The organism is Jiangella ureilytica (assembly GCF_004348545.1).
GTDB classification, from domain to species: Bacteria; Actinomycetota; Actinomycetes; order Jiangellales; family Jiangellaceae; genus Jiangella; species Jiangella ureilytica.
This window is the reverse complement of the sequence record NZ_SMKL01000006.1, coordinates 70,549-88,027: the sequence shown is the minus strand read 5'-3', so window position 1 is coordinate 88,027 and position 17,479 is coordinate 70,549. Positions and strand designations below refer to the sequence as shown.

Here is a 17,479-nt window from a genome sequence, read left to right as displayed (position 1 = left end):
TGGTGGCGATCAGAGGGCCGAACGTCAACGAGGCGTCCGGGCCATGGCCCGAACAGGGATGACTCAATCGATGACCGGGAGCTCGAACGGCTCGGGATCGAGGAAGCGGCGTAAAACGCTCTCGGTGATCTTCGAGACGTTGTTGTCGTAGCCGCGATGCGCTAGACACCCCGACCAGGCATGGACCCCACCGAAAAAACGGCGCCGCCGTGCTCTCGCTCGAAGAAGACCATATCGGCCCGCACGTCTGGATGGACACTGCCGCCCTGCGCCGAGTCCATCATGAGCACGTCGTCCACCGCGTGCAGAAATCGGTCGGAGAAGCCGGAGGCGCGACGATGACGAGCGCGTGCGCGGGCGTGCCCAGGTCGTGGTCCACGCGGTCGATCTCGAAACCGGCGGCGCCGAAGGCGTTGACGGCGTTCGAAAAATTGCCGATCATCTCGTCCTCGACCCCCGCGAAGATGAACGTCGCCCGTTCGGACCGGCTGTCCGGTTGGCGGGCGTATGGTCGGCCCGGGCCTTGCCCCTGGGCTGTGAAGCCAACTCCGAGCAGTGCTTGCGGTGGACGTCCGCGCATGCGCCAGAGCCCGCCGAGATCACCGGTGGTGCTCAGGTGCCACTCGCCGGGCTCGGACTCCCACGCGCGCGTCGAGGCGCCGCACCGTCGCACCTCGATGGTGTGCCCTTCCTCGGGATCGAGTCCGACGAACCAGTAGAAGCCGTTGCCGCCCAGGTATGAGGCGGCCACCTGCGGAGGAGTAATCCTGAAAGGCGTCGACGATGCCTTGGCTGGTGTACTCGGGATGAGTTCCAGTGATGACGACTCGATAATGCGACAGTAGGTCGATGCCCTCGTGGTGAATGTCCACGTCGGTGGCGACGTCGTGGTCGATGTCCATCGCCTCGAGCCAGTCGATCACCTGGAGGTCGGCGCTGAACTGGTGGACCGCTCCGGCCCCCCTGATTCAGCGCCGGGCACAGGTACCAAGGGCGCATGTTCAGGATCGGGCGCAGCCATGAGGAGTAGCAGACCCCACTGCCGTCGTGATGGAGGTCGTAGAGGCTGTGAAGTCGATGCTCGACGATGTAGGCGTCCTCGGGACGGCTGGGGTAGTCAACGGTGCCGCCTGCCGACTCCACCTCGGCCCTGGCCGCAGCGCTCTCGAGGACATGCTCGTTGGCGTATGCGAGGTAGCTGAACGTCGGCGCGACGAAGAGCGCCTTCGCTCGGCGCCCCGGGGCCAATGACCGGACGAAGAAGGGGACGTGGTCGGTGCCGCCGTTGGACGCTTCGAGTCTCACCGCATAGACGCCGCTCTCGAGGTCGTCCGGGACTGACCATTCGATGGACGGCTCCCACCCGGCGTCGTCGAGGTCATCGTGATGGAAATGGATGGCGGCGTACTCGGCCGGTGCCTCACTGGCGCTCATCGAGATGTGCCGCCAATGCGGTCCGGTGACTGCCCGGGTGGGCCGGTTGACAGCTAGCCCGTGCCGTCCGCCTACTGCTTCGAAGACACGCCGTGATGTGAAGTCACGGCCGAAGTCCCAGGCTGCAACCGATCCCGGGATCGTTGCTGCGGAGACCCCCTGTCGAAGCTGCTGGAGTTCGGCCGACGTCACTAGGCGCGAGAACATCGAGGGATTGCTGATCCTGCCGTCGAAGGCGCCCTCGATCCGGCGCTCCGCGGGGTCACTGTCCCAGCCCGCCTGATGAGTACACGACCAGCCACGTGCGCGTCGCGGAAGCTCTTGTCGATCTCGCATGACGTGCGCTCCGGCGTGCGGATCACCGAGCGACTCGGAACGGGCATGACTCCTATGGGCAGGACATCCAAGGTCAACGTGTTCTCGGTCGAATCGACACTGCAGGCGACGCTGTACCAAGTCTCCACTGCGAGGCCGCGTCGAGTGGCCACCTCGGCGGTGGCGCCGTCGCTACCTACGACGGCGAAGGCCAACCGGCCATCGGACAATAGCCGCAGCCTCCAGTCGAGGCTGTCACCCCGCCGGCGATGAGAGTGCGATCCGTCGGTCCGACGAGAGTCGGCTGGACAAAGAGATGGATCAGGAGATCAGCGCCTAACTCCAGAGGCGCTTCGTGGACGGCGAGGACGTAGGATCCCGTGACGATGGGCTGATCTCGTCCGAGCCGGCTGCCGTCCAGAGTGCTCGGCACCGATGTTTCGCGGCCATCCACCGCGGGGGACCCATCGTCGTCATGTGCGAGCCGGACCAGCTGGGAGCTGAACTTCGGACTGCCCGTGCTGACCATCACCTTGAGAGTGTCTCCGGGACGGACACTCAGCTGGTCGACATAGCCGGCGATCTCCACGGATCCGCTCCTTCCGCCGGCGCTGGCTCGGCTGCAGAGCAAGGTAGGAGTACGGCCTCAGCGATCGTAGGGAGCAACTTCCCCCCCGAAATATCGGCGGTCGACCACCGGTCTGCCTGAAGTCGTCCTCTGCTGATTGAGGAAGCGGCCGGACAGCCTGGAGTCGTCAGCGAAACGACTCGACGGCTGGAGGATGGGTGGCCGCGACACCACAGCCCGTGGGGATCCTCGGAACCGGGTCCTGTCTGCCCGCTCGTGAGGTCCCGAACGCCGAGGTGGCGGCCCTGGCGGGCGTCGCGCCGGAGTGGATCGAGAAGAAGACGCAGATCCGGACGCGCCGGTACGCGGCGCCGGAGCAGGCCACGTCGGATCTGGCAGCGGAGGCCGGGCGGAACGCCCTCGAAGACGCCGGCGTCGACGCCGCGCAGCTCGACTACCTGCTGGTCGCGACGTCGACGCCGGATTCGCCGCAGCCGCCGACGGCGGCCCTGGTGCAGGACCTGCTCGGCGCCCGCGGCGCGGCCTGCCTCGACCTCAACGCCGTGTGCAGCGGCTTCGTCTACGCGCTCGCGGTGGCGCGCGGGCTGCTCGCCGCGCACCCGGGTGCGCGCGCTCTGGTGATCGCCGCCGACGTGTACTCGCGCATCCTCGACGCCGGGGATCGGAGGACGGCGGTGCTGTTCGCCGACGGAGCCGGCGCGGTCGTCGTAGGCGGCGTTCCGGACGGCCGCGGCGTGCTGGGCGTCGGCCTGCACACGCGCGGCGACGCGCACCAGCTGATCCGCGTCCCCGCGGGCGGCAGCCGGCTGCCGGCGTCGAGCGCCACGGTCGCGGCGGGCCAGCATTGGTTCGCGATGGACGGCCACGCGGTGAGCGACTTCGTGCTCGACGAGGTCCCGCCCGCGATCGACGCGCTGCTGACCGGCGCCGGGGTCGAACGTGCACTCGTCGACCACTTCGTGCCGCACCAGCCGAACGGCAACCTGCTGGACGACCTGGTGGCGAAGTCCGGCCTGGACGGCGCACGGACCCATCGCACGCTCGAGCGCTACGGCAACGTCGGCAGCGCCTGCATCCCGGTGGCACTCGACGAGGCCAACCGTGCCGGCCGGATCGCCGACGGCGATTTGGTGCTGCTGGCGGGGTTCGGCGGCGGCATGGCCATCGGCACCTGCCTGCTGCGGTGGTCGGCATGACGACCTCGAGCACAGCCCCCATCACCAGGGTCGGTGTCGTCGGGTGCGGCGTGATGGGCCGCGGGATCGCCGAGACGTGCGCCACCGCCGGGCTCGACGTCGTCGTCGCCGTGAGCCAGCCGGAGTCGGTCGAGCCGCGCCGGCGCAGCCTCGACGACGCCTTCGCGCGGGCCGTCCAGCGCGGCACGCTGACGAAGGACGACGCAGAGCGGGCCCGGCGCCGCGTCGTGCTGACGGCGGACCTGAGCGAGCTCGCCGACCGCGAGCTGGTGTTCGAGGCCGCCCCCGAGGACGAGGAGACGAAAACGCAGATCTTCGCGACCCTCGACAAGGTCGTCGAGAGCCCGGACGCCGTGCTGGCGTCGAACACGTCGTCGATCCCGGTGATGAAGCTCGGTTGCGTGACCCACCGGCCGGACCGGGTGCTGGGCGCGCACTTCTTCAACCCGGCGACGCGGATGCCGCTGGTCGAGGTGGTCGAGTCGCTGCTGACCGACCGCGGCTGCACCGAGCGGGTGGAGTCGTTCCTGACCGGCGTGCTGGACAAGCAGGTGGTGCGGGTCCGCGACCGGTCCGGGTTCATCGTCAACGCCCTGCTGTTCCCGTACCTGATGTCGTCGATCCGCATGCTGGAGTCCGGCTTCGCGACCGCCGCCGACATTGACACCGCCATGATGCTCGGCTGCAACCACCCGATGGGCCCGTTGGCGCTGGCCGACTTCGTGGGCCTGGACGTCGTCAGCGCCATCGGGGAGTCGCTGCACCACGAGTTTCGCGAGCCCCACTACTCGCCGCCGCCGCTGCTGCGGCGCATGGTCGACGCCGGCCTGCTGGGCCGTAAGACTGGCCGCGGCTTCCACGACTATGCGGGCACATAGCTGACGATGGGAAGCGCAGTGGCGATGCAACGACCCCTGGACGAGCTCGAAGTTCAATTGCGGTCTGCTCTGACCTATTTCGCAGAATTTTCCGGCAGCCTGGATGAAGACAGGATGGCACGTGCCTTCCACCTGCTCTGTGCTGAATTTCCCGTTCTTCGCGCCCAGATTCGCTCGATGGGAACCGAGCATCTCCTGAGCATTCCGCTCAATGGTCAGCCATCAGTCACCTTCCGTGAAGGAGGAATGGCCGCGCTGCGAGAAGAGGCCGACAGGCAGTGGACACCTGAGCAGAGCGTGGTTCGGTTGATCATCATCCAAGGACGCGAGGTCGGCTACGTAGGTCTACGGACCGATCATGCGGTGGCCGATGGCCACGCCACGATGGTGATGTTCGGGGAGCTCTGGCGCTTGTATACCGATATCGGTACCGGCAAGGCAACCTCCGTCGAGGTAAACTCGGGCCTCCCTCGACCGCCGCTTGAACTGCTTGAGGAGAGATGGGGCGTCACTGAGCCGGCACGTCCGGGTCTGGCGCTGGAACCTGCCCAGGCAAGCGTGCTCGTCGATCGATATATCAGCTTGTCCGAGGGCGTGACCGCCGAACTGATCAAGACCGGGCGTTCCCTGAACCTCACGGTTCACGCACTCGTCAGCGGCGCGATTCTCGTCGCGCTGCGTCGCCGGGACGGCCGATCGAGCGCGGCATCGATGGGCTGCTGGACTGCCGTGGATCTCCGAGATCGAGTCGCACCGTCCGTCGGGGTAAGCGAGACCACGAATCTTCTCGGTGTCCACCTAGGTCAGGTGGCGGTGGCGAGACGAGACGCTCCCGCAGAGGTCGGGCGCGCGGTGAAGCAACAGCTGGATGCGGCCCTGGCGCGCCGCGAGGTGCGGCCTGTCGATTTGTCGTCGATGTTGCTGTCATCGATCGAAACGGAGCTCGAGCCACGCATCGCTCAAATGATCATCAGCAACATGGGAGTAATGCCAGAGTTGGCGCATCCGACTGACATCACATTACGCAGCGTGTTCCGAACCGCCGCCCCGCTCGCTTCCCCGGCAGCTTTTCCTGAGTACTCGGTGTACACGTATGCTGGGCAGCTCAACATCAGGTGCTCGTATCCTTCGGCTCAGTTCTCTGCGGAAGAGGCCGAGGAGTTTGCTGGGGAGACCAAGGGTCAATTGCTACGCATGGTTTCCCTTGCGGACTCCTGACGCCGACTGCGGGCCTGCTGGCGCTGGGGCAAGCGGTCAAGGCACTCGTAGGTCGCTCGGATCAGGTGAGCGCCGAGGGGCGAGGACCACGAGAGGTGGCTTCGAACGAAGCCGACACCGATTCTGCTCACTGGGTCGGCGAAGCCGAGTTGGCCACCGAATCCAGTGTGTCCGAACGAGCGGTCTTCCCGGCCCCAGTCGGCGGCTGAACCATCCGGCTGACGCACCGGTCTCATGAACCCAAGGGCCCATCTCGCGTCCACGCCTGTCACGAGGTCCGGGCCGTGCCTACGCTCACTGGAATACAGAGAAACGGTGGCATCCGAGATACCGTGTGGGGGCGGGATGTCCCCGCACACGAGGGCGCCGTACAGAGTCGCAAGCGCCCGTGCTGTGCCGGTGGCGTTGAGCGCGGGTTGCTCGATCTCGAGCATTCTCGGCGCGAAGAATGCATCGTTCGTGACGAAGCAACTTCCGGCTATGGCGAGGTGGGCCTGCGCCACCGGCGATGACGGATCGGCGAATTTGTCGCCCCAGATGGCAGCGACGTCTCGAGGCATCGTGTCCGGTAGGATGACCTGCGCGACAACGCCTTGCTGGGCGATGGGCGTTCCCAGGGCGAGGTCGATGTCGAGCGGCTTGACGATCTCCTCGCGAATGAACGCGCCAAGGGAGGTGTCGGTGATGCGCCGAATGAGCTCGCCGACGAGCCAACCCATCGTGAGGACGTGGTAAGAGTGGCGTGACCCTGGCCGCCAGCGCGGACAGGCGCGGGCCAGACGGTCGACGAATTCGTGTGACTTCTCCCAGCCCTCCCCGTTGGGGCCCACGATCTCGTCGTGGTGAGGGATGTCGATGAGCCCAGCCGCGTGGGTCAGGAGCTCTTCGACCGTGACGTCGGACTTGCCGCTCGCGGCAAACTCTGGCCAGTACCTGGACACCGGGGCATGGATGTCGAGGAGCCCGAGCTCACTGAGCCTTGCAGCTGCGACAGCGGTCACGCCCTTGGTGGCCGACATGAGGACGCCTCGAGTATCGGCGTCCCATGGCCGGCCTCCAGCCCGGCCTGCCCAGAGATCGACGACAAGGGCTCCATCGAGGAACACCGCAAAGGCTGCGCCTCCGCGACCCACCTCCGACCGGTGCGCGCCGAAGGCCTCTCGCACCGATTCGAAGCCCGGCGAGACCTGTCCGCGTACGTCGTCGTGATCTGGCCCCAACTGGAATCCCCTCTTGCTGAGCCGGAGCAGCACGTATCTGAGCGATATTCCATTAAATAAAATGGCAGTTTCGATCGTATCACGGTGTTGAGGCCTCATGTCCGCGCACGCAGGCGGCCTGCCTGAATTCGTCCTCTGCCTTCCAAGGGTCGCTGCAGGTGGGCTTGGTGCTTGATCCAGATCAGTGAGTTGCGACGGCGAGAGGAACGCGCGATGACGCAGGAGCTGTACGTCGCGATCGTCAGCAGCAGCCCGGCCTTCCACGCCACCGCCGCGGCGGCGCTGGGCCAGCTGGCGGGCGCGAACCGCTGGTTCGCCGGCGCGCTGGACAAGGACGTGTTCCCGACCGCCTGGCCGGAGCCGGCCCAGGTACTGGCGGAACGCGCGAACACCTACCTGGACGAGGCGCTGCCCGAGGCCCGGGTCGAGTTGGTCGAGGTGGCCCGCCTCAGCCTGGTCGAGGACAGGCTGCGCCAGGTGCTGCCCCCGCAGACGACGGAGCCCGGTGACGGCCCGCGCCCGTGGACCGCCGCACCGACGGTGCTCCTGCTGGTCGACGCCACGACGGCGGTGACCGGCGGTGACGTCGGCGGCCGGCTGGACACCGTCGTCGAGACGCTGGCGAAGCTGCGCCAGCACCTGGGCATCGGCGTCTCGCCGTACTCCGTCGTCGTCTACGACGAGGTGGACGAGGACCAGGTCTACTCGCGGACGGTGTGCACGTCGCGGAGCCTGCCCGATGAGGACTGGGTGCTGGCCGCCGAGATGCTCACGGCGTTCACCGACCTGGTCCAGGCCCGCCACGTCAACCAGCGCGCGCTGCTGCCGGACACCGAGCGCGCCGGAACGCTGGCACTGGCCCTGACGGACTTCCTCACCGCGCAGTCGGGTCCGAGCTGGGCGCTGCACTTCTTCACCGGCACGCTGCCCGCCAAGCTCATCCAGGATGCCACCACGATCGCCCGGCAGGCCGGCCACCCCGTCCTGCGGGGTCCCAACGAGCACAGCCTCGCGTGCGGAGCGCTGGCCCGCTGGCAGCTCGACCAGGCGCCGTTCCTGCTGGTCGCGACCGCCGGCATGGTCGACGAGCTCAAGGGCACTCTGGCCAACCTGCGCGACTCGCAGGCGCGCGGGTTCATCGTCTTCGGCGAGACGGCGCCCGGCGGCTGGCAGCCCTTCCAGGGCACCGTCCACGACGACGAGGACGCCCGGGCCGTGTTCGCCGCCCGCGGCCTGCCGTGCTTCTACCTGACCGAGCCGGAGCGGCTGGCCGAGGACCTCGCGACGGCGTTCCGGGCGTACCACCGCCGCAGCGGACCGGTGGTCCTGCTGACGGCCCCGTCGATCCTGCGGATGGACGGCCCGATCGACATCCCCAAGGTCACGGTCGCGGCCGCGCACCCGCGGGCCGACGACGACACCGTCGACGCCGTCGCCCGCATCCTCAACGAGGAGCCGGGTCCGGTCGTCTGGCAGTGCGGCAACCTGACCGAGGACGAGCGCGGGCTGGTCTACGAGCTCGCCCACCGGGCCGGCATCGCGCTGGTCGACTCGCTCGGACGGCCGGGAACCGTCGCTCGCTACCACCAGGGTCGTGAGGTCGAGGAGTTCGTCGGCACGATGAGCATCTACGGGTGCTCGCCACAGGTCTGGAGCCTGCTGCACCCCGGCGGCAAGCGGCTGGGTCACGGCGACCATGCGCTGTTCTTCCTCAAGAGCCGCATCACCGACCTCGCGACGCCGTACCCGGAGAAGGTGCTGTACCAGGACTGCCGGATCGTGCAGGTCACGGACACCCCGGCGCACGTCGCCCCCTTCACCGACCTTCCGGTGGTCGAGGAGTTGTCGTCATTCCTGCGCCGGCTGGCGCCGCGGGTCGCCCCGGGCGAGTGGGTGGTGCGGGCGCGGCGTGAGGCGATCGCCCGGGCCCGGCGGGCCACCGGCGACCCGCTCGCCGCGGTCCCGTCGGTGCCCATGAGCCACGAGCACTTCTTCACCGCGGTCGACGGCGTCCTGCGCGGCCTCATCACGGGCCACGGCTACGAGTACACCGGCTTCTACGACGTCGGCCGCGGCGGCATCTCGGCGATCCGCAACCTCGCGCGCACCGGGCCGGGGTTCTCCGGCTGGTACGGGCGGGCACTGATGGGTGACGCGCTGCAGGCCATCCCGTCGATCGCGCTGACCCGGCCGGGCAACGTGCTGGGCTTCATCGGCGACGGGGCCGCCCGCCTGGTGCCGTCGTCACTGCCGAGCCTGGCCCAGCAGCTACGGCACGAGCACGGCCGGGTGGACGGCAACATCAGCATCTTCTTTCTGCTCAACGGCGGGTACTCCATCATCCGGTCGAATCGCGAGCTGCAGCACGCGGCCACCGCGGATGCCCAGATGTCGCTCCTGACGCCGGTCGAGCCGCCCTGGCAGGAGACCTGGGCCGGCACGACAGTGACGCACGAGCGGCTGGTGACCGTCGATCCGGATCGGCTCGCGGACCGGCTGCTGACACCGTCGTCGATCAACCTGTTCTCCGTCTACCTCGCCCACGACAACGAGGGCGACGACATCATGCCCACCTCACGGAAGAGCTGGCGGTTGCGCTGATGGACTTCACCATCCCCGACGACCTGCGTGACTTCGTCGACATCGTCCGCCGGTTCCGCGAACGCGAGCTGATGCCGCTCGAGCGCGACTTCCTGCTCGAGGGCCGGTTCCCCGCGGAGCTGCGCACCGAGCTGGAGCACCGGGCCCGGCGGCAGGGCCTCTGGGCGCTGGACGTGCCCGAGGAGCTCGGCGGTCAAGGCATCGGCACGCTCGGCGCCTGCCTGGTGGGCGAAGAGCTGTTCCGGCACCCGGCCATGTTCGAGTTCGGCGGCAGCCCCGAGCCGGTGCTGTACGCCTGCACCGAGGAGCAGCGGCACCGGTACGTCTATCCGATCATCAAGGAGGACCTGCGCTGCTGCTACGCGTTCACCGAGCCGGGCGGCGGGTCGGACGTCGCGGCCGTCCGCACGCGGGCCGTCCGCGACGGCGACAACTGGCTGATCAACGGCACGAAGACGTTCATTTCCTACGCCGAGCGCGCCGACTTCGTGATCCTCTTCGCCACCGTCGACCCCGACCTCGGCTCGCGCGGCGTCACCTGCTTCGTCGTCGACATGGACACCCCGGGTCTGACGCGGTCGCGGCCGATCCCCACCATGGGCGACGACTGGGACCCGCACGAGCTGTCGTTCGAGAACTGCGTGGTGCCCGACGCCAACCGGGTCGGCGAGGTGGGCGGCGGCTGGCGGCTCGCGACGGAGCAGCTCACGCACGGCCGGCTCAAGATCGCCGCCTTCCAGCTCGGCATCGCGCGGCGCTGCATCGACATCGCGGTCGAGTGGGCGAAGGAGCGCCGGACCTGGGGCCGGCCCATCGCGTCGCGGCAGGCGGTGCAGTGGATGCTGGCCGACTCCGTGACGGAGCTCGAGGCGGCTCGGCTCCTCGTCTACCGGGCCGCCTGGCTGGCCGACGAGGGCCGGACGATCACCAGCGAGGCGTACATGGCCAAGCTCTATGCCACCGAGATGGCGCAGCGCGTCACCGACCGGTGTCTGCAGATCCTCGGCGGCCTGGGGTACACGCGCGAGCTGCCGATCCAGAGCTTCTACCGCCAGGTCCGGGTGTGGCGCATCGGCCACGGGACCAGCGAGATCCAGCGCTGGATGATCGCCCGCGAGCTCCTGGGCGAGGCCGCCCATGACTGACGGCGACGGCATCACGACCGGCGGCGACGGCGTCAGGACCGGTGGCGACGGCGCCATCGCGGCGGCCGCGCGGCGGCTGGCCGCCGAGACCGGGGTGACCCGGCGCCGCGACCTCGGCTCGCTGGCGGCCCGCGACCTCGAACGGTTCGCGCTGGCCTCCGGTAGCGCGCTGCCGCCGGACGGACAGGCGCCGCCGTTGTACCTCAGTTCCGTCATGGGGTGGTCGCCCGGCCCGCCGGAGGCCGAGCTGCGACCGGACGGGTCCGGCACCGACGAGACCCGTGGCTTGCCGCTGGAGGGACTGCGGCTCATGGGCGCCGGCCAGGACCTGGAGTTCCACCGCCCCGTCCGGGCCGGCGACCACGTCGTCGAGCACACCACGCTCACCGACGTCCGCCACAAGGCCGGCCGCTCCGGCGACCTGCTGGTCCTCCGGGTGCGCCGCGTGTTCGCCGACGGCTCCGACCGGCCGCTGGTGACGTGCGACGAGACCTTCATCGCGAGGTGAGCGCCGTGACCGTAGCGACGGATGTCGTGCCCGGCGTGGCCCTGCCGCCGTACCGGCTGCGCGCCAGCACTGTGCGGCTGTTCCGGTTCAGCGCCGTCACCTGGAACGCGCACCGCATCCACTACGACGCCGCTTACGCGCGCTCCGAGGGGTACCCGGACGTGCTCGTGCAGTCGCACCTGCACGGCTGCGTCCTGCTCAACGCCGTCCTCGCCTGGGCCGGGCCGGACGCGACGCTGCGCGCCTTCGGCTGGCGGAACCGCGGCATCGCCGTCGCCGGCGACGAGCTGGTCGTGACGGGTGAGGTCGTCGCGGTGCGCGACGCGCCCGGGGAGTGCGTCGCGAAGCTGCGGCTCGAGGAGCGGGACCAACGCGGCGAGCTGTGCGCGCCGGGCCACGCGACGGTGGCCTGGCCGGCCGGGCCGTAACGCGCCCCCTGCCCCGGGCAGGCCGGGCGAACCACAATCGACAGCGCTGGTCAGAGAGCATTTCCCGGCGGAAGGACGACTCGCGTGCGCCCACTGGTGATCCTCGGATCCGGCGGCCTCGGCCGCCAGATCATCGGCCTCGCCCAGGACGTGGAGCAGCAGGCCTCCACGTACAAGCTGCTGGGCTTCCTCGACGACGGCGTCGACGAACCCGACGTCTGGGGCGTGCCGGTGCTCGGCGGCGACCACCAGCTGGCCGAGCTCGACGCCCGCTACGTCATCGGCGTCGGGCTGCCCACGGCGCGGCGCCGGCTGGCCGATCTGGCGGCCTCGTACGGACGCGAGCCCGCGACCCTCGTGCACTCGGCGGCGTGGATCGGACTGCACACCAGCGTGGGCGCCGGCTCGCTGATCTTCGAGACGGCGCACGTCGTGGCCGGTGCCCAGGTCGGGCGGCACGTGATGATGGAGGTCAACACGTTCGCCGGACACGACTCCCGCATCGGTGACCACGTGCTCCTGGCCGGCGGCGCCTCCGTCGGCGCCCGGGCTGTCATCGGCGACGACGTCATGCTCGGCATCGGCTGCATCGTGCTGGGCGATGTCGTCGTCGGGGACCGCGCGGTCGTCGGGGCCGGCGCGGTCGTCACCAAGGACGTCCCCGCCGATTCCGTCGTCGTCGGCATCCCGGCGAAGGAGACGCGACTGCGGCGCGGCCGGATCACCGCATGACGAGCGGGCTGGCCGGCCGGCGGGTCCTGGTGACCGGCGCCGACGGGTTCATCGGCAGCCACCTGGTCGAGCGGTTGCTGCGCGAGGCGGCGTCCGTCAGCGCGTTCTGCGTCTACAACTCCAACGGCTCCTACGGCTGGCTGGACGAGCTCGGCGCCGATCAGCTGGCGGCCATGGACCTGCAGCTGGGCGACATCCGCGACGCCCGGTCGGTGCGCCGGGCGGTGCAGGACTCCGACATCGTGTTCCACCTGGCCGCGCTGGTCGCGATCCCGTACAGCTACCAGGCGCCGGAGTCGTTCGTCGACACCAACATCACCGGCACCCTCAACGTGCTCGAGGCCGTCCGCGACGCCGGGCACGTGCGCATGGTCAGCACGTCCACCAGCGAGGTGTATGGCACGCCCGAGTCGGTGCCGATCACCGAGACGCACCCGCTGTGCGGCCAGTCGCCGTACGCCGCCTCCAAGATCGCCGCCGACCAGCTGTGCCAGGCCTACGCCCGCTCGTTCGGCGTCGACGTGCTCGTCCTGCGGCCGTTCAACACCTACGGGCCGCGGCAGTCCGCGCGCGCCGTCATCCCCACGATCCTCGGCCAGCTGCTCGCCGGTGCGAGCGAGGTGCGGCTCGGCAGCCTTTCGCCTCGCCGCGACCTCACCTTCGTCAGCGACACCGTCGACGGGTTCATCCGCATGGCCCTCTCGGACCTGGCGCCCGGCTCGCTCGTGCAACTGGGCACCGGCCAGTCGGTCTCGATCGGCGAGCTGTTCGAGCTGTGCTGCGCGGTCACGGGCGTCGACGCCGTCGCCGTCACCGATCCGGAGCGGGTGCGGCCCGAGGCGAGCGAGGTGCAGCTGCTGCTGTCCGAGCCGAGCCGGGCCAAGGAGCAGCTCGGCTGGCAGGCCGGCTGGTCACTGCGCGACGGGCTCGCGGCCACGGCCGCCTGGCTGGCCCCGCGCGTCGACCTCGAGCGGGCGGCGAGGTACCAGCGATGATCCCGCTGGCGGAGCCGTCGCTGGGCGGCAACGAGGCGCGCTACCTGCGCGAGTGCGTCGACACCGGCTTCGTCTCGTCGGCCGGGCCGTTCGTCGGCCGGTTCGAGCGCGAGCTCGCGGCCGCCGTCGGCACCCCGAACGCCGTCGCCTGCGCGAGCGGGACCGCCGCCCTGCACGTCGCCCTCCGCATCGCCGGCGCCGGGCCCGGAACCGTCGTCGCCGTCTCGGACTTCACCTTCATCGCCTCGGCCAACGCCGCCCACTACACCGGCGCCGACCTGCTGCTGGTCGACAGCGAGCCGCAGACCTGGAACATGGACACCGAGCTGCTCCACGACGAGGTGGTGCGCCGGGCCCGGCTCGGCCGGCCGATTCCCGACGTCGTCGAGGTCGTCCACGTGCTCGGCCACCCAGCCCGCATGGAGCCACTGTTCGATCTGCGCGACCGCTTCTGGATCGACATCGTCGAGGACGCGGCGGAGTCGCTCGGCGCCTCGTGGACGGCCGGTCAGCTGGCCGGGCACCAGGTCGGCACGGCGGGCGACCTCGGCTGCTTCTCGTTCAACGGCAACAAGATCATCACCGCGGGTGGCGGCGGGATGATCGTCACCGCCGACGGCGACCGCGCCGCTACCGCGGCCCACCTCACCACCCAGGCCAAGGTCGACGGCGAGCACTACCGCCACGACGACGTCGGCTACAACTACCGGCTCACCAACATCGCCGCCGCCGTCGCCACCGCCCAGCTCGAGCAGCTGCCGGCGAAGGTGGCGGCGAAACGCGCGGTGGCCGCCCGGTACCGGGACGCGCTGCGGTCCGCCCCGGTGACCGCCCCGCCGGTCGCTTCATGGGCCGACCCGACGTTCTGGCTCTACTCCGTCCTCCTCGACGACCCCGGCCTCGATCCGGAGAAGATCGTCGCCGCCCTCGCCGCCGACGGGGTCCAGGCCCGGCGGCTCTGGCCGCCCCTGCACGACCAGCGCCCCTACCGCGCCGCGGACCGGATCGGCGGCGGGGTGGCGGACGACCTGTACCGCCGCGGCCTGTCCCTGCCCAGCTCCGCGCACCTCTCCGAGCGCGACCAGGACACCGTCGTCGCATCCCTCACCTCGGCACTGGCGGCGTCATGAGAGTGGAATGGGACGGAGCGGGTGGTCTGCCGAGGGTCGCGATCATCACCGGCGGTGGCCGGGGGATCGGCCGGGCGATCACGCTTCGGCTCGCACGGAACGGCTGGCGGTGCCTGATCGCTGGCCTGGACGAGGACGACCTGAAGGAGACCGCGGCCCTGGCCGGTCCGCCGTCTGAGCCGGTCGAGACGATCTGCTGCGATCTCGCCACCGTCGACGGACGCGAGGCGCTCATCGGCTGCTGGTCCACCATGGCGCTGCGGCTCGACCTCCTGGTCAACTGCGCGGCGCGGTCCAGCGCGATGCCGCTGTTCGAGCAGTCGCCGGACACGTGGCGGGCGGAGCTCGAGACCAACCTGGTCGCGGTGGCGCTGCTGTCGGGCTGGGCGATCGGACGCATGAGGGAACAGGGCCGAGGCGCCGTCGTCACCATCGGCTCGATCTACGGATCGCTCGGTCTCAATAGTGCCTTCTACGAGGGAACGTATCCGCAGGAGAGCCCCGGCGGACCGATGCGGTCACCGGCGTACCACGCCTCCAAGGGCGCTGTGGCAGCGCTGACCAGGGAGCTCGCGATCGTGGCCGGGCAATGGAACGTCCGGGTCAACACCGTCTCACCCGGAATGATCAAGACGCCGGAACGTCCCGTCCGTGCCGACAATGCCGCTCGCCTCGCTCGTGCGACGCCCCTGCGCCGGCTCGGCCGGCCCGAGGAGATCGCTGCCGTCGTCGAGTTCCTGGCATCCGACGATGCCTCGTTCGTGACCGGCGCCGAATGGGTGGTCGATGGCGGTTGGTCGGCGTGGTGACCCCTGGACATGAGAGGACTGGCACGCGATGAAGATCCTGATCACTGGTGTGGCGGGCCGTGTCGGCACGGAACTGGCGGCGCGGTCGCTGGCGGCCGGTCACACGGTCCGGGGGACGGTGCGCCCCGGCGGGCATGCGCTGCGCCCGGCGCTGGCCCGCGAGGTCGAGATCGTCGAGGCGTCGCTGGCCGACGCCGGCGCCCTCGCCAGGGCCGTCGAGGGCGTCGACGTGGTCGTGCACCTGGCGGCCCGGATGGTGCCCGGCGACCTGCCGATCGACGAGTTCTTCGACGGCAACGTCCTCGGCACCGTCCGGTTGCTCGAGGCCGCCGTGGCAGGCGGGACGGTGCGCCGATTCGTCCTGGCCAGCACCGACAACACCTACGGTCCGGCCAGACCGCGCTTCACCCCGATCACTGAGGAGCACCCGCAGCTGCCGGGCGACTACTACGGCACCTCGAAGGTGCTTGCTGAGCAGGTGGTGCGGAACTGGGGCGAGCTGTACGGGCTCGAGCACTCGATCGTCCGGCTGGGATCTGTGGTGGAGCCCCGCGAGGTGTTGCCGCTGTTCCGGCTGAGCTGGGCCCGCGCGTTCCTCGCGGCGCAGCACCAGGCCGGGCGGCGGGGCAACCTGTGGCCGCTGTTCGCAGACCGGTCCGACTTGAGCAGAGTCCTGGACGAGGCCGTAGGGAAGCGGGACGACGATCCCGCCGTCGCGCTCACCGGGCCGGCGAGCACGTCATGGGCGATCCACCTCACCGACGTCCGCGACGCCGCCGACGGGCTGCTGCTCGTCGTCGACCGTTCGGATGCCGCGAACCAGGCGTTCAACGTCGTCGGTCCGCGGACCACGACGTTCACCGAGGGTGCTGCCGTCATGGCCGGCCGGTTCGACCTCGACACGGTCACCGTCGAACTCCCGGTGACGCTCGCCTTCGCGGTGTCCCACCAGAAGGCGGCCCAGCGGCTTGGTTACGCACCGACTCGAGACTTCGCGGCCATCGTCGATGCGGCGGTCGGCGAGACCGACCTCGCCGGAACACGGACCGGCTGACCACATGCGGCGGATTTGTGTATTCACGGGCTCCCGGGCCGACTATGGGCCGCTGTTCCCGCTCATCCAGAAGCTCCACCGCGACCCGGAGATAGACCTGCAGCTGCTCGTGTCCGGCGGTCATCTCGTGGGCTCCCAGGGTTCGACGGTCGACCAGATCGAGGCCGACGGCTTCCGGGTCGACGAGCGGGTTGACGTCGTGCTGGCATCTGACTCGCCCACGGCGGTCGCGAAGTCGCTCGGCCTGGGTCTGATCGGCTATGCCGACGCGCTGGACCGCCTGCGGCCGGACATCCTCGTCGTTCTGGGCGACCGCTACGAGGCGCTGGCCGTCACCGTCGCCGCCGCATTGCGGCTGCTGCCGGTCGCCCACATCGGCGGGGGCGAGCTCTCGCACGGCTCGACGGACGACTCGGTGAGGCATGCGATCACGCAGTTCGCCCAGCTGCACTTCACGTCGAACGAGGAGTTCCGGCAGCGGGTGATCCGGATGGGGGAGGACCCGGCTCGCGTGCACGCCTTCGGCGCACCGGGCCTCGACACGGTGCGGACGATGTCGTTTCTCTCCCGCGCCGAGCTCGCCGACGTTCTGCGCTTGAAGCTGAACGATCCGCTGTTCGTTGTCACCTATCACCCGGCCACCGCGGATCCGCGGGGGAGCCGTGAGGGCATCGAGGGTCTGCTGGAGGCGCTCGACGACTTCCCCGACGCGACCGTCGTCTTCACCGGCACCAACGTCGACCAAGGCGGGTCGGGAGTGTTCGCGCCCATCGAGCGCTATGTCGCGGACAACCCGCACCGATCCATGACCATGCCGTCGCTCGGCCAGTCGGTGTACCTGAGCCTTGTGAAGCACGCGTCGGTCGTCGTGGGGAACTCGTCGAGCGCCCTGGTCGAGGCGCCGGCCCTGCACACGCCGACGGTGAACATCGGCAGTCGCCAGAACGGCCGGCCCCGAGCCGCCTCGGTCATCGACTGCGGCGAGTCGGCGCGGGACATCGCCGCCGCAATCCGCCGGGCCCTGGAGCCGGCGCACATCGCGAGGACCGCCCACAGACGATCCCCCTTCGGGGACGGGCACTCGGCCGGACGGATCCTCGCCGCCATCCGCGACATGGACCCTGGTCCGAGACGGGACTCGATGTAGTCGTTGAGATGGCGATGATCCGGAATCGGACGATCAGCCCGTCACGGAGGTCCATGCGACGGCGTTCCGTCGTGCCCGAC

At 69.8% G+C, this 17,479-nt stretch carries 15 protein-coding genes and 2 pseudogenes; 13 read left to right on the top strand and 4 right to left on the bottom strand.

What is annotated here, in order from left to right; genetic code table 11:
- Positions 1-280: 280 nt before the first annotated feature.
- The 3 genes and pseudogenes from E1212_RS04105 to E1212_RS04100 form a co-directional block, all read right to left on the bottom strand.
- Positions 281-902, bottom strand: a pseudogene (locus E1212_RS04105) (N,N-dimethylformamidase beta subunit family domain-containing protein).
- Positions 903-990: 88 nt separating this feature from the next.
- Positions 991-1,434 (bottom strand): annotated as a pseudogene (locus E1212_RS31005) (N,N-dimethylformamidase beta subunit family domain-containing protein); the annotation flags it as partial.
- A 511-nt stretch (positions 1,435-1,945) separates the two neighbouring features.
- Positions 1,946-2,338 carry a hypothetical protein gene (locus E1212_RS04100; RefSeq protein WP_131979509.1) on the bottom strand — a complete coding sequence of 131 codons (393 nt, stop codon included), beginning with the start codon at positions 2,336-2,338 and terminating at the stop codon, positions 1,946-1,948.
- A gap of 197 nt (positions 2,339-2,535) precedes the next feature.
- Here E1212_RS04100 and E1212_RS04095 point away from each other — a divergent pair, with 197 nt between their 5' ends.
- Genes E1212_RS04095 through E1212_RS04085 form a run of 3 tightly spaced genes read left to right on the top strand, consistent with a single transcriptional unit; the run spans position 2,536 to position 5,630 of the window.
- A complete protein-coding gene (locus tag E1212_RS04095; protein ID WP_131979506.1) occupies positions 2,536-3,534 on the top strand; it encodes a 3-oxoacyl-ACP synthase III family protein in 999 nt (332 codons plus the stop codon).
- Positions 3,531-4,412, top strand: a complete 882-nt coding sequence (locus E1212_RS04090; protein WP_131979503.1) for a 3-hydroxybutyryl-CoA dehydrogenase — start codon at positions 3,531-3,533, stop codon at positions 4,410-4,412. Before E1212_RS04095 ends, E1212_RS04090 begins: the two co-directional genes overlap by 4 nt.
- 24 nt (positions 4,413-4,436) lie before the next feature.
- A complete protein-coding gene (locus E1212_RS04085) occupies positions 4,437-5,630 on the top strand; it encodes a phthiocerol/phthiodiolone dimycocerosyl transferase family protein (protein WP_238992242.1) in 1,194 nt (397 codons plus the stop codon).
- On the opposite strand, the gene E1212_RS29240 is transcribed toward E1212_RS04085, so the two are convergent.
- Positions 5,594-6,883: a serine hydrolase domain-containing protein gene (locus tag E1212_RS29240; RefSeq protein WP_162605302.1), complete on the bottom strand. Its 1,290-nt coding sequence runs from the start codon at positions 6,881-6,883 to the stop codon at positions 5,594-5,596. The two genes, E1212_RS04085 and E1212_RS29240, sit on opposite strands and share 37 nt — an antisense overlap.
- 180 nt (positions 6,884-7,063) lie before the next feature.
- Here E1212_RS29240 and E1212_RS29235 point away from each other — a divergent pair, with 180 nt between their 5' ends.
- The 10 genes from E1212_RS29235 (at position 7,064) to neuC (ending at position 17,399) form a co-directional block, all read left to right on the top strand.
- Entirely contained in the window at positions 7,064-9,451 is a 2,388-nt protein-coding gene (locus tag E1212_RS29235) for a hypothetical protein (RefSeq protein WP_162605301.1), read from the top strand.
- Positions 9,451-10,596 carry an acyl-CoA dehydrogenase family protein gene (locus E1212_RS04075; RefSeq protein WP_131979497.1) on the top strand — a complete coding sequence of 382 codons (1,146 nt, stop codon included), beginning with the start codon at positions 9,451-9,453 and terminating at the stop codon, positions 10,594-10,596. The genes E1212_RS29235 and E1212_RS04075 overlap by 1 nt, the downstream gene beginning before the upstream one ends.
- Complete coding sequence (locus E1212_RS04070; RefSeq protein ID WP_131979495.1) at positions 10,589-11,104, top strand: FAS1-like dehydratase domain-containing protein; 516 nt, start codon at positions 10,589-10,591, stop codon at positions 11,102-11,104. Before E1212_RS04075 ends, E1212_RS04070 begins: the two co-directional genes overlap by 8 nt.
- A 5-nt stretch (positions 11,105-11,109) precedes the next feature.
- Entirely contained in the window at positions 11,110-11,532 is a 423-nt protein-coding gene (locus tag E1212_RS04065) for a hotdog family protein (protein WP_238992241.1), read from the top strand.
- Positions 11,533-11,616: 84 nt separating this feature from the next.
- Positions 11,617-12,264: an acetyltransferase gene (locus E1212_RS04060; protein WP_162605300.1), complete on the top strand. Its 648-nt coding sequence runs from the start codon at positions 11,617-11,619 to the stop codon at positions 12,262-12,264.
- A complete protein-coding gene (locus E1212_RS04055) occupies positions 12,261-13,259 on the top strand; it encodes an SDR family NAD(P)-dependent oxidoreductase (protein ID WP_203416349.1) in 999 nt (332 codons plus the stop codon). Before E1212_RS04060 ends, E1212_RS04055 begins: the two co-directional genes overlap by 4 nt.
- A complete protein-coding gene (locus E1212_RS04050) occupies positions 13,256-14,389 on the top strand; it encodes a DegT/DnrJ/EryC1/StrS family aminotransferase (protein ID WP_131979486.1) in 1,134 nt (377 codons plus the stop codon). The genes E1212_RS04055 and E1212_RS04050 overlap by 4 nt, the downstream gene beginning before the upstream one ends.
- Positions 14,386-15,198, top strand: coding sequence for an SDR family NAD(P)-dependent oxidoreductase (locus tag E1212_RS04045; protein ID WP_131979483.1), 813 nt, complete (start codon positions 14,386-14,388; stop codon positions 15,196-15,198). Before E1212_RS04050 ends, E1212_RS04045 begins: the two co-directional genes overlap by 4 nt.
- Positions 15,199-15,226: 28 nt before the next feature.
- A complete protein-coding gene (locus E1212_RS04040) occupies positions 15,227-16,252 on the top strand; it encodes an NAD-dependent epimerase/dehydratase family protein (RefSeq protein WP_131979480.1) in 1,026 nt (341 codons plus the stop codon).
- A 4-nt stretch (positions 16,253-16,256) separates the two neighbouring features.
- Positions 16,257-17,399, top strand: a complete 1,143-nt coding sequence (gene neuC / locus E1212_RS04035; protein ID WP_162605299.1) for a UDP-N-acetylglucosamine 2-epimerase — start codon at positions 16,257-16,259, stop codon at positions 17,397-17,399.
- Positions 17,400-17,479: the final 80 nt, after the last annotated feature.

Bases quoted from the DNA above. Each gene is read 5' to 3' on its own strand.
- E1212_RS04090 (WP_131979503.1), top strand. From the start codon at position 3,531: ATGACGACCTCGAGCACAGCCCCCATCACCAGGGTCGGTGTCGTCGGG.
- E1212_RS04085 (WP_238992242.1), top strand. From the start codon at position 4,437: ATGCAACGACCCCTGGACGAGCTCGAAGTTCAATTGCGGTCTGCTCTG.
- E1212_RS29235 (WP_162605301.1), top strand. From the start codon at position 7,064: ATGACGCAGGAGCTGTACGTCGCGATCGTCAGCAGCAGCCCGGCCTTC.
- E1212_RS04075 (WP_131979497.1), top strand. From the start codon at position 9,451: ATGGACTTCACCATCCCCGACGACCTGCGTGACTTCGTCGACATCGTC.
- E1212_RS04070 (WP_131979495.1), top strand. From the start codon at position 10,589: ATGACTGACGGCGACGGCATCACGACCGGCGGCGACGGCGTCAGGACC.
- E1212_RS04055 (WP_203416349.1), top strand. From the start codon at position 12,261: ATGACGAGCGGGCTGGCCGGCCGGCGGGTCCTGGTGACCGGCGCCGAC.
- E1212_RS04050 (WP_131979486.1), top strand. From the start codon at position 13,256: ATGATCCCGCTGGCGGAGCCGTCGCTGGGCGGCAACGAGGCGCGCTAC.
- E1212_RS04045 (WP_131979483.1), top strand. From the start codon at position 14,386: ATGAGAGTGGAATGGGACGGAGCGGGTGGTCTGCCGAGGGTCGCGATC.
- E1212_RS04040 (WP_131979480.1), top strand. From the start codon at position 15,227: ATGAAGATCCTGATCACTGGTGTGGCGGGCCGTGTCGGCACGGAACTG.
- neuC (WP_162605299.1), top strand. From the start codon at position 16,257: ATGCGGCGGATTTGTGTATTCACGGGCTCCCGGGCCGACTATGGGCCG.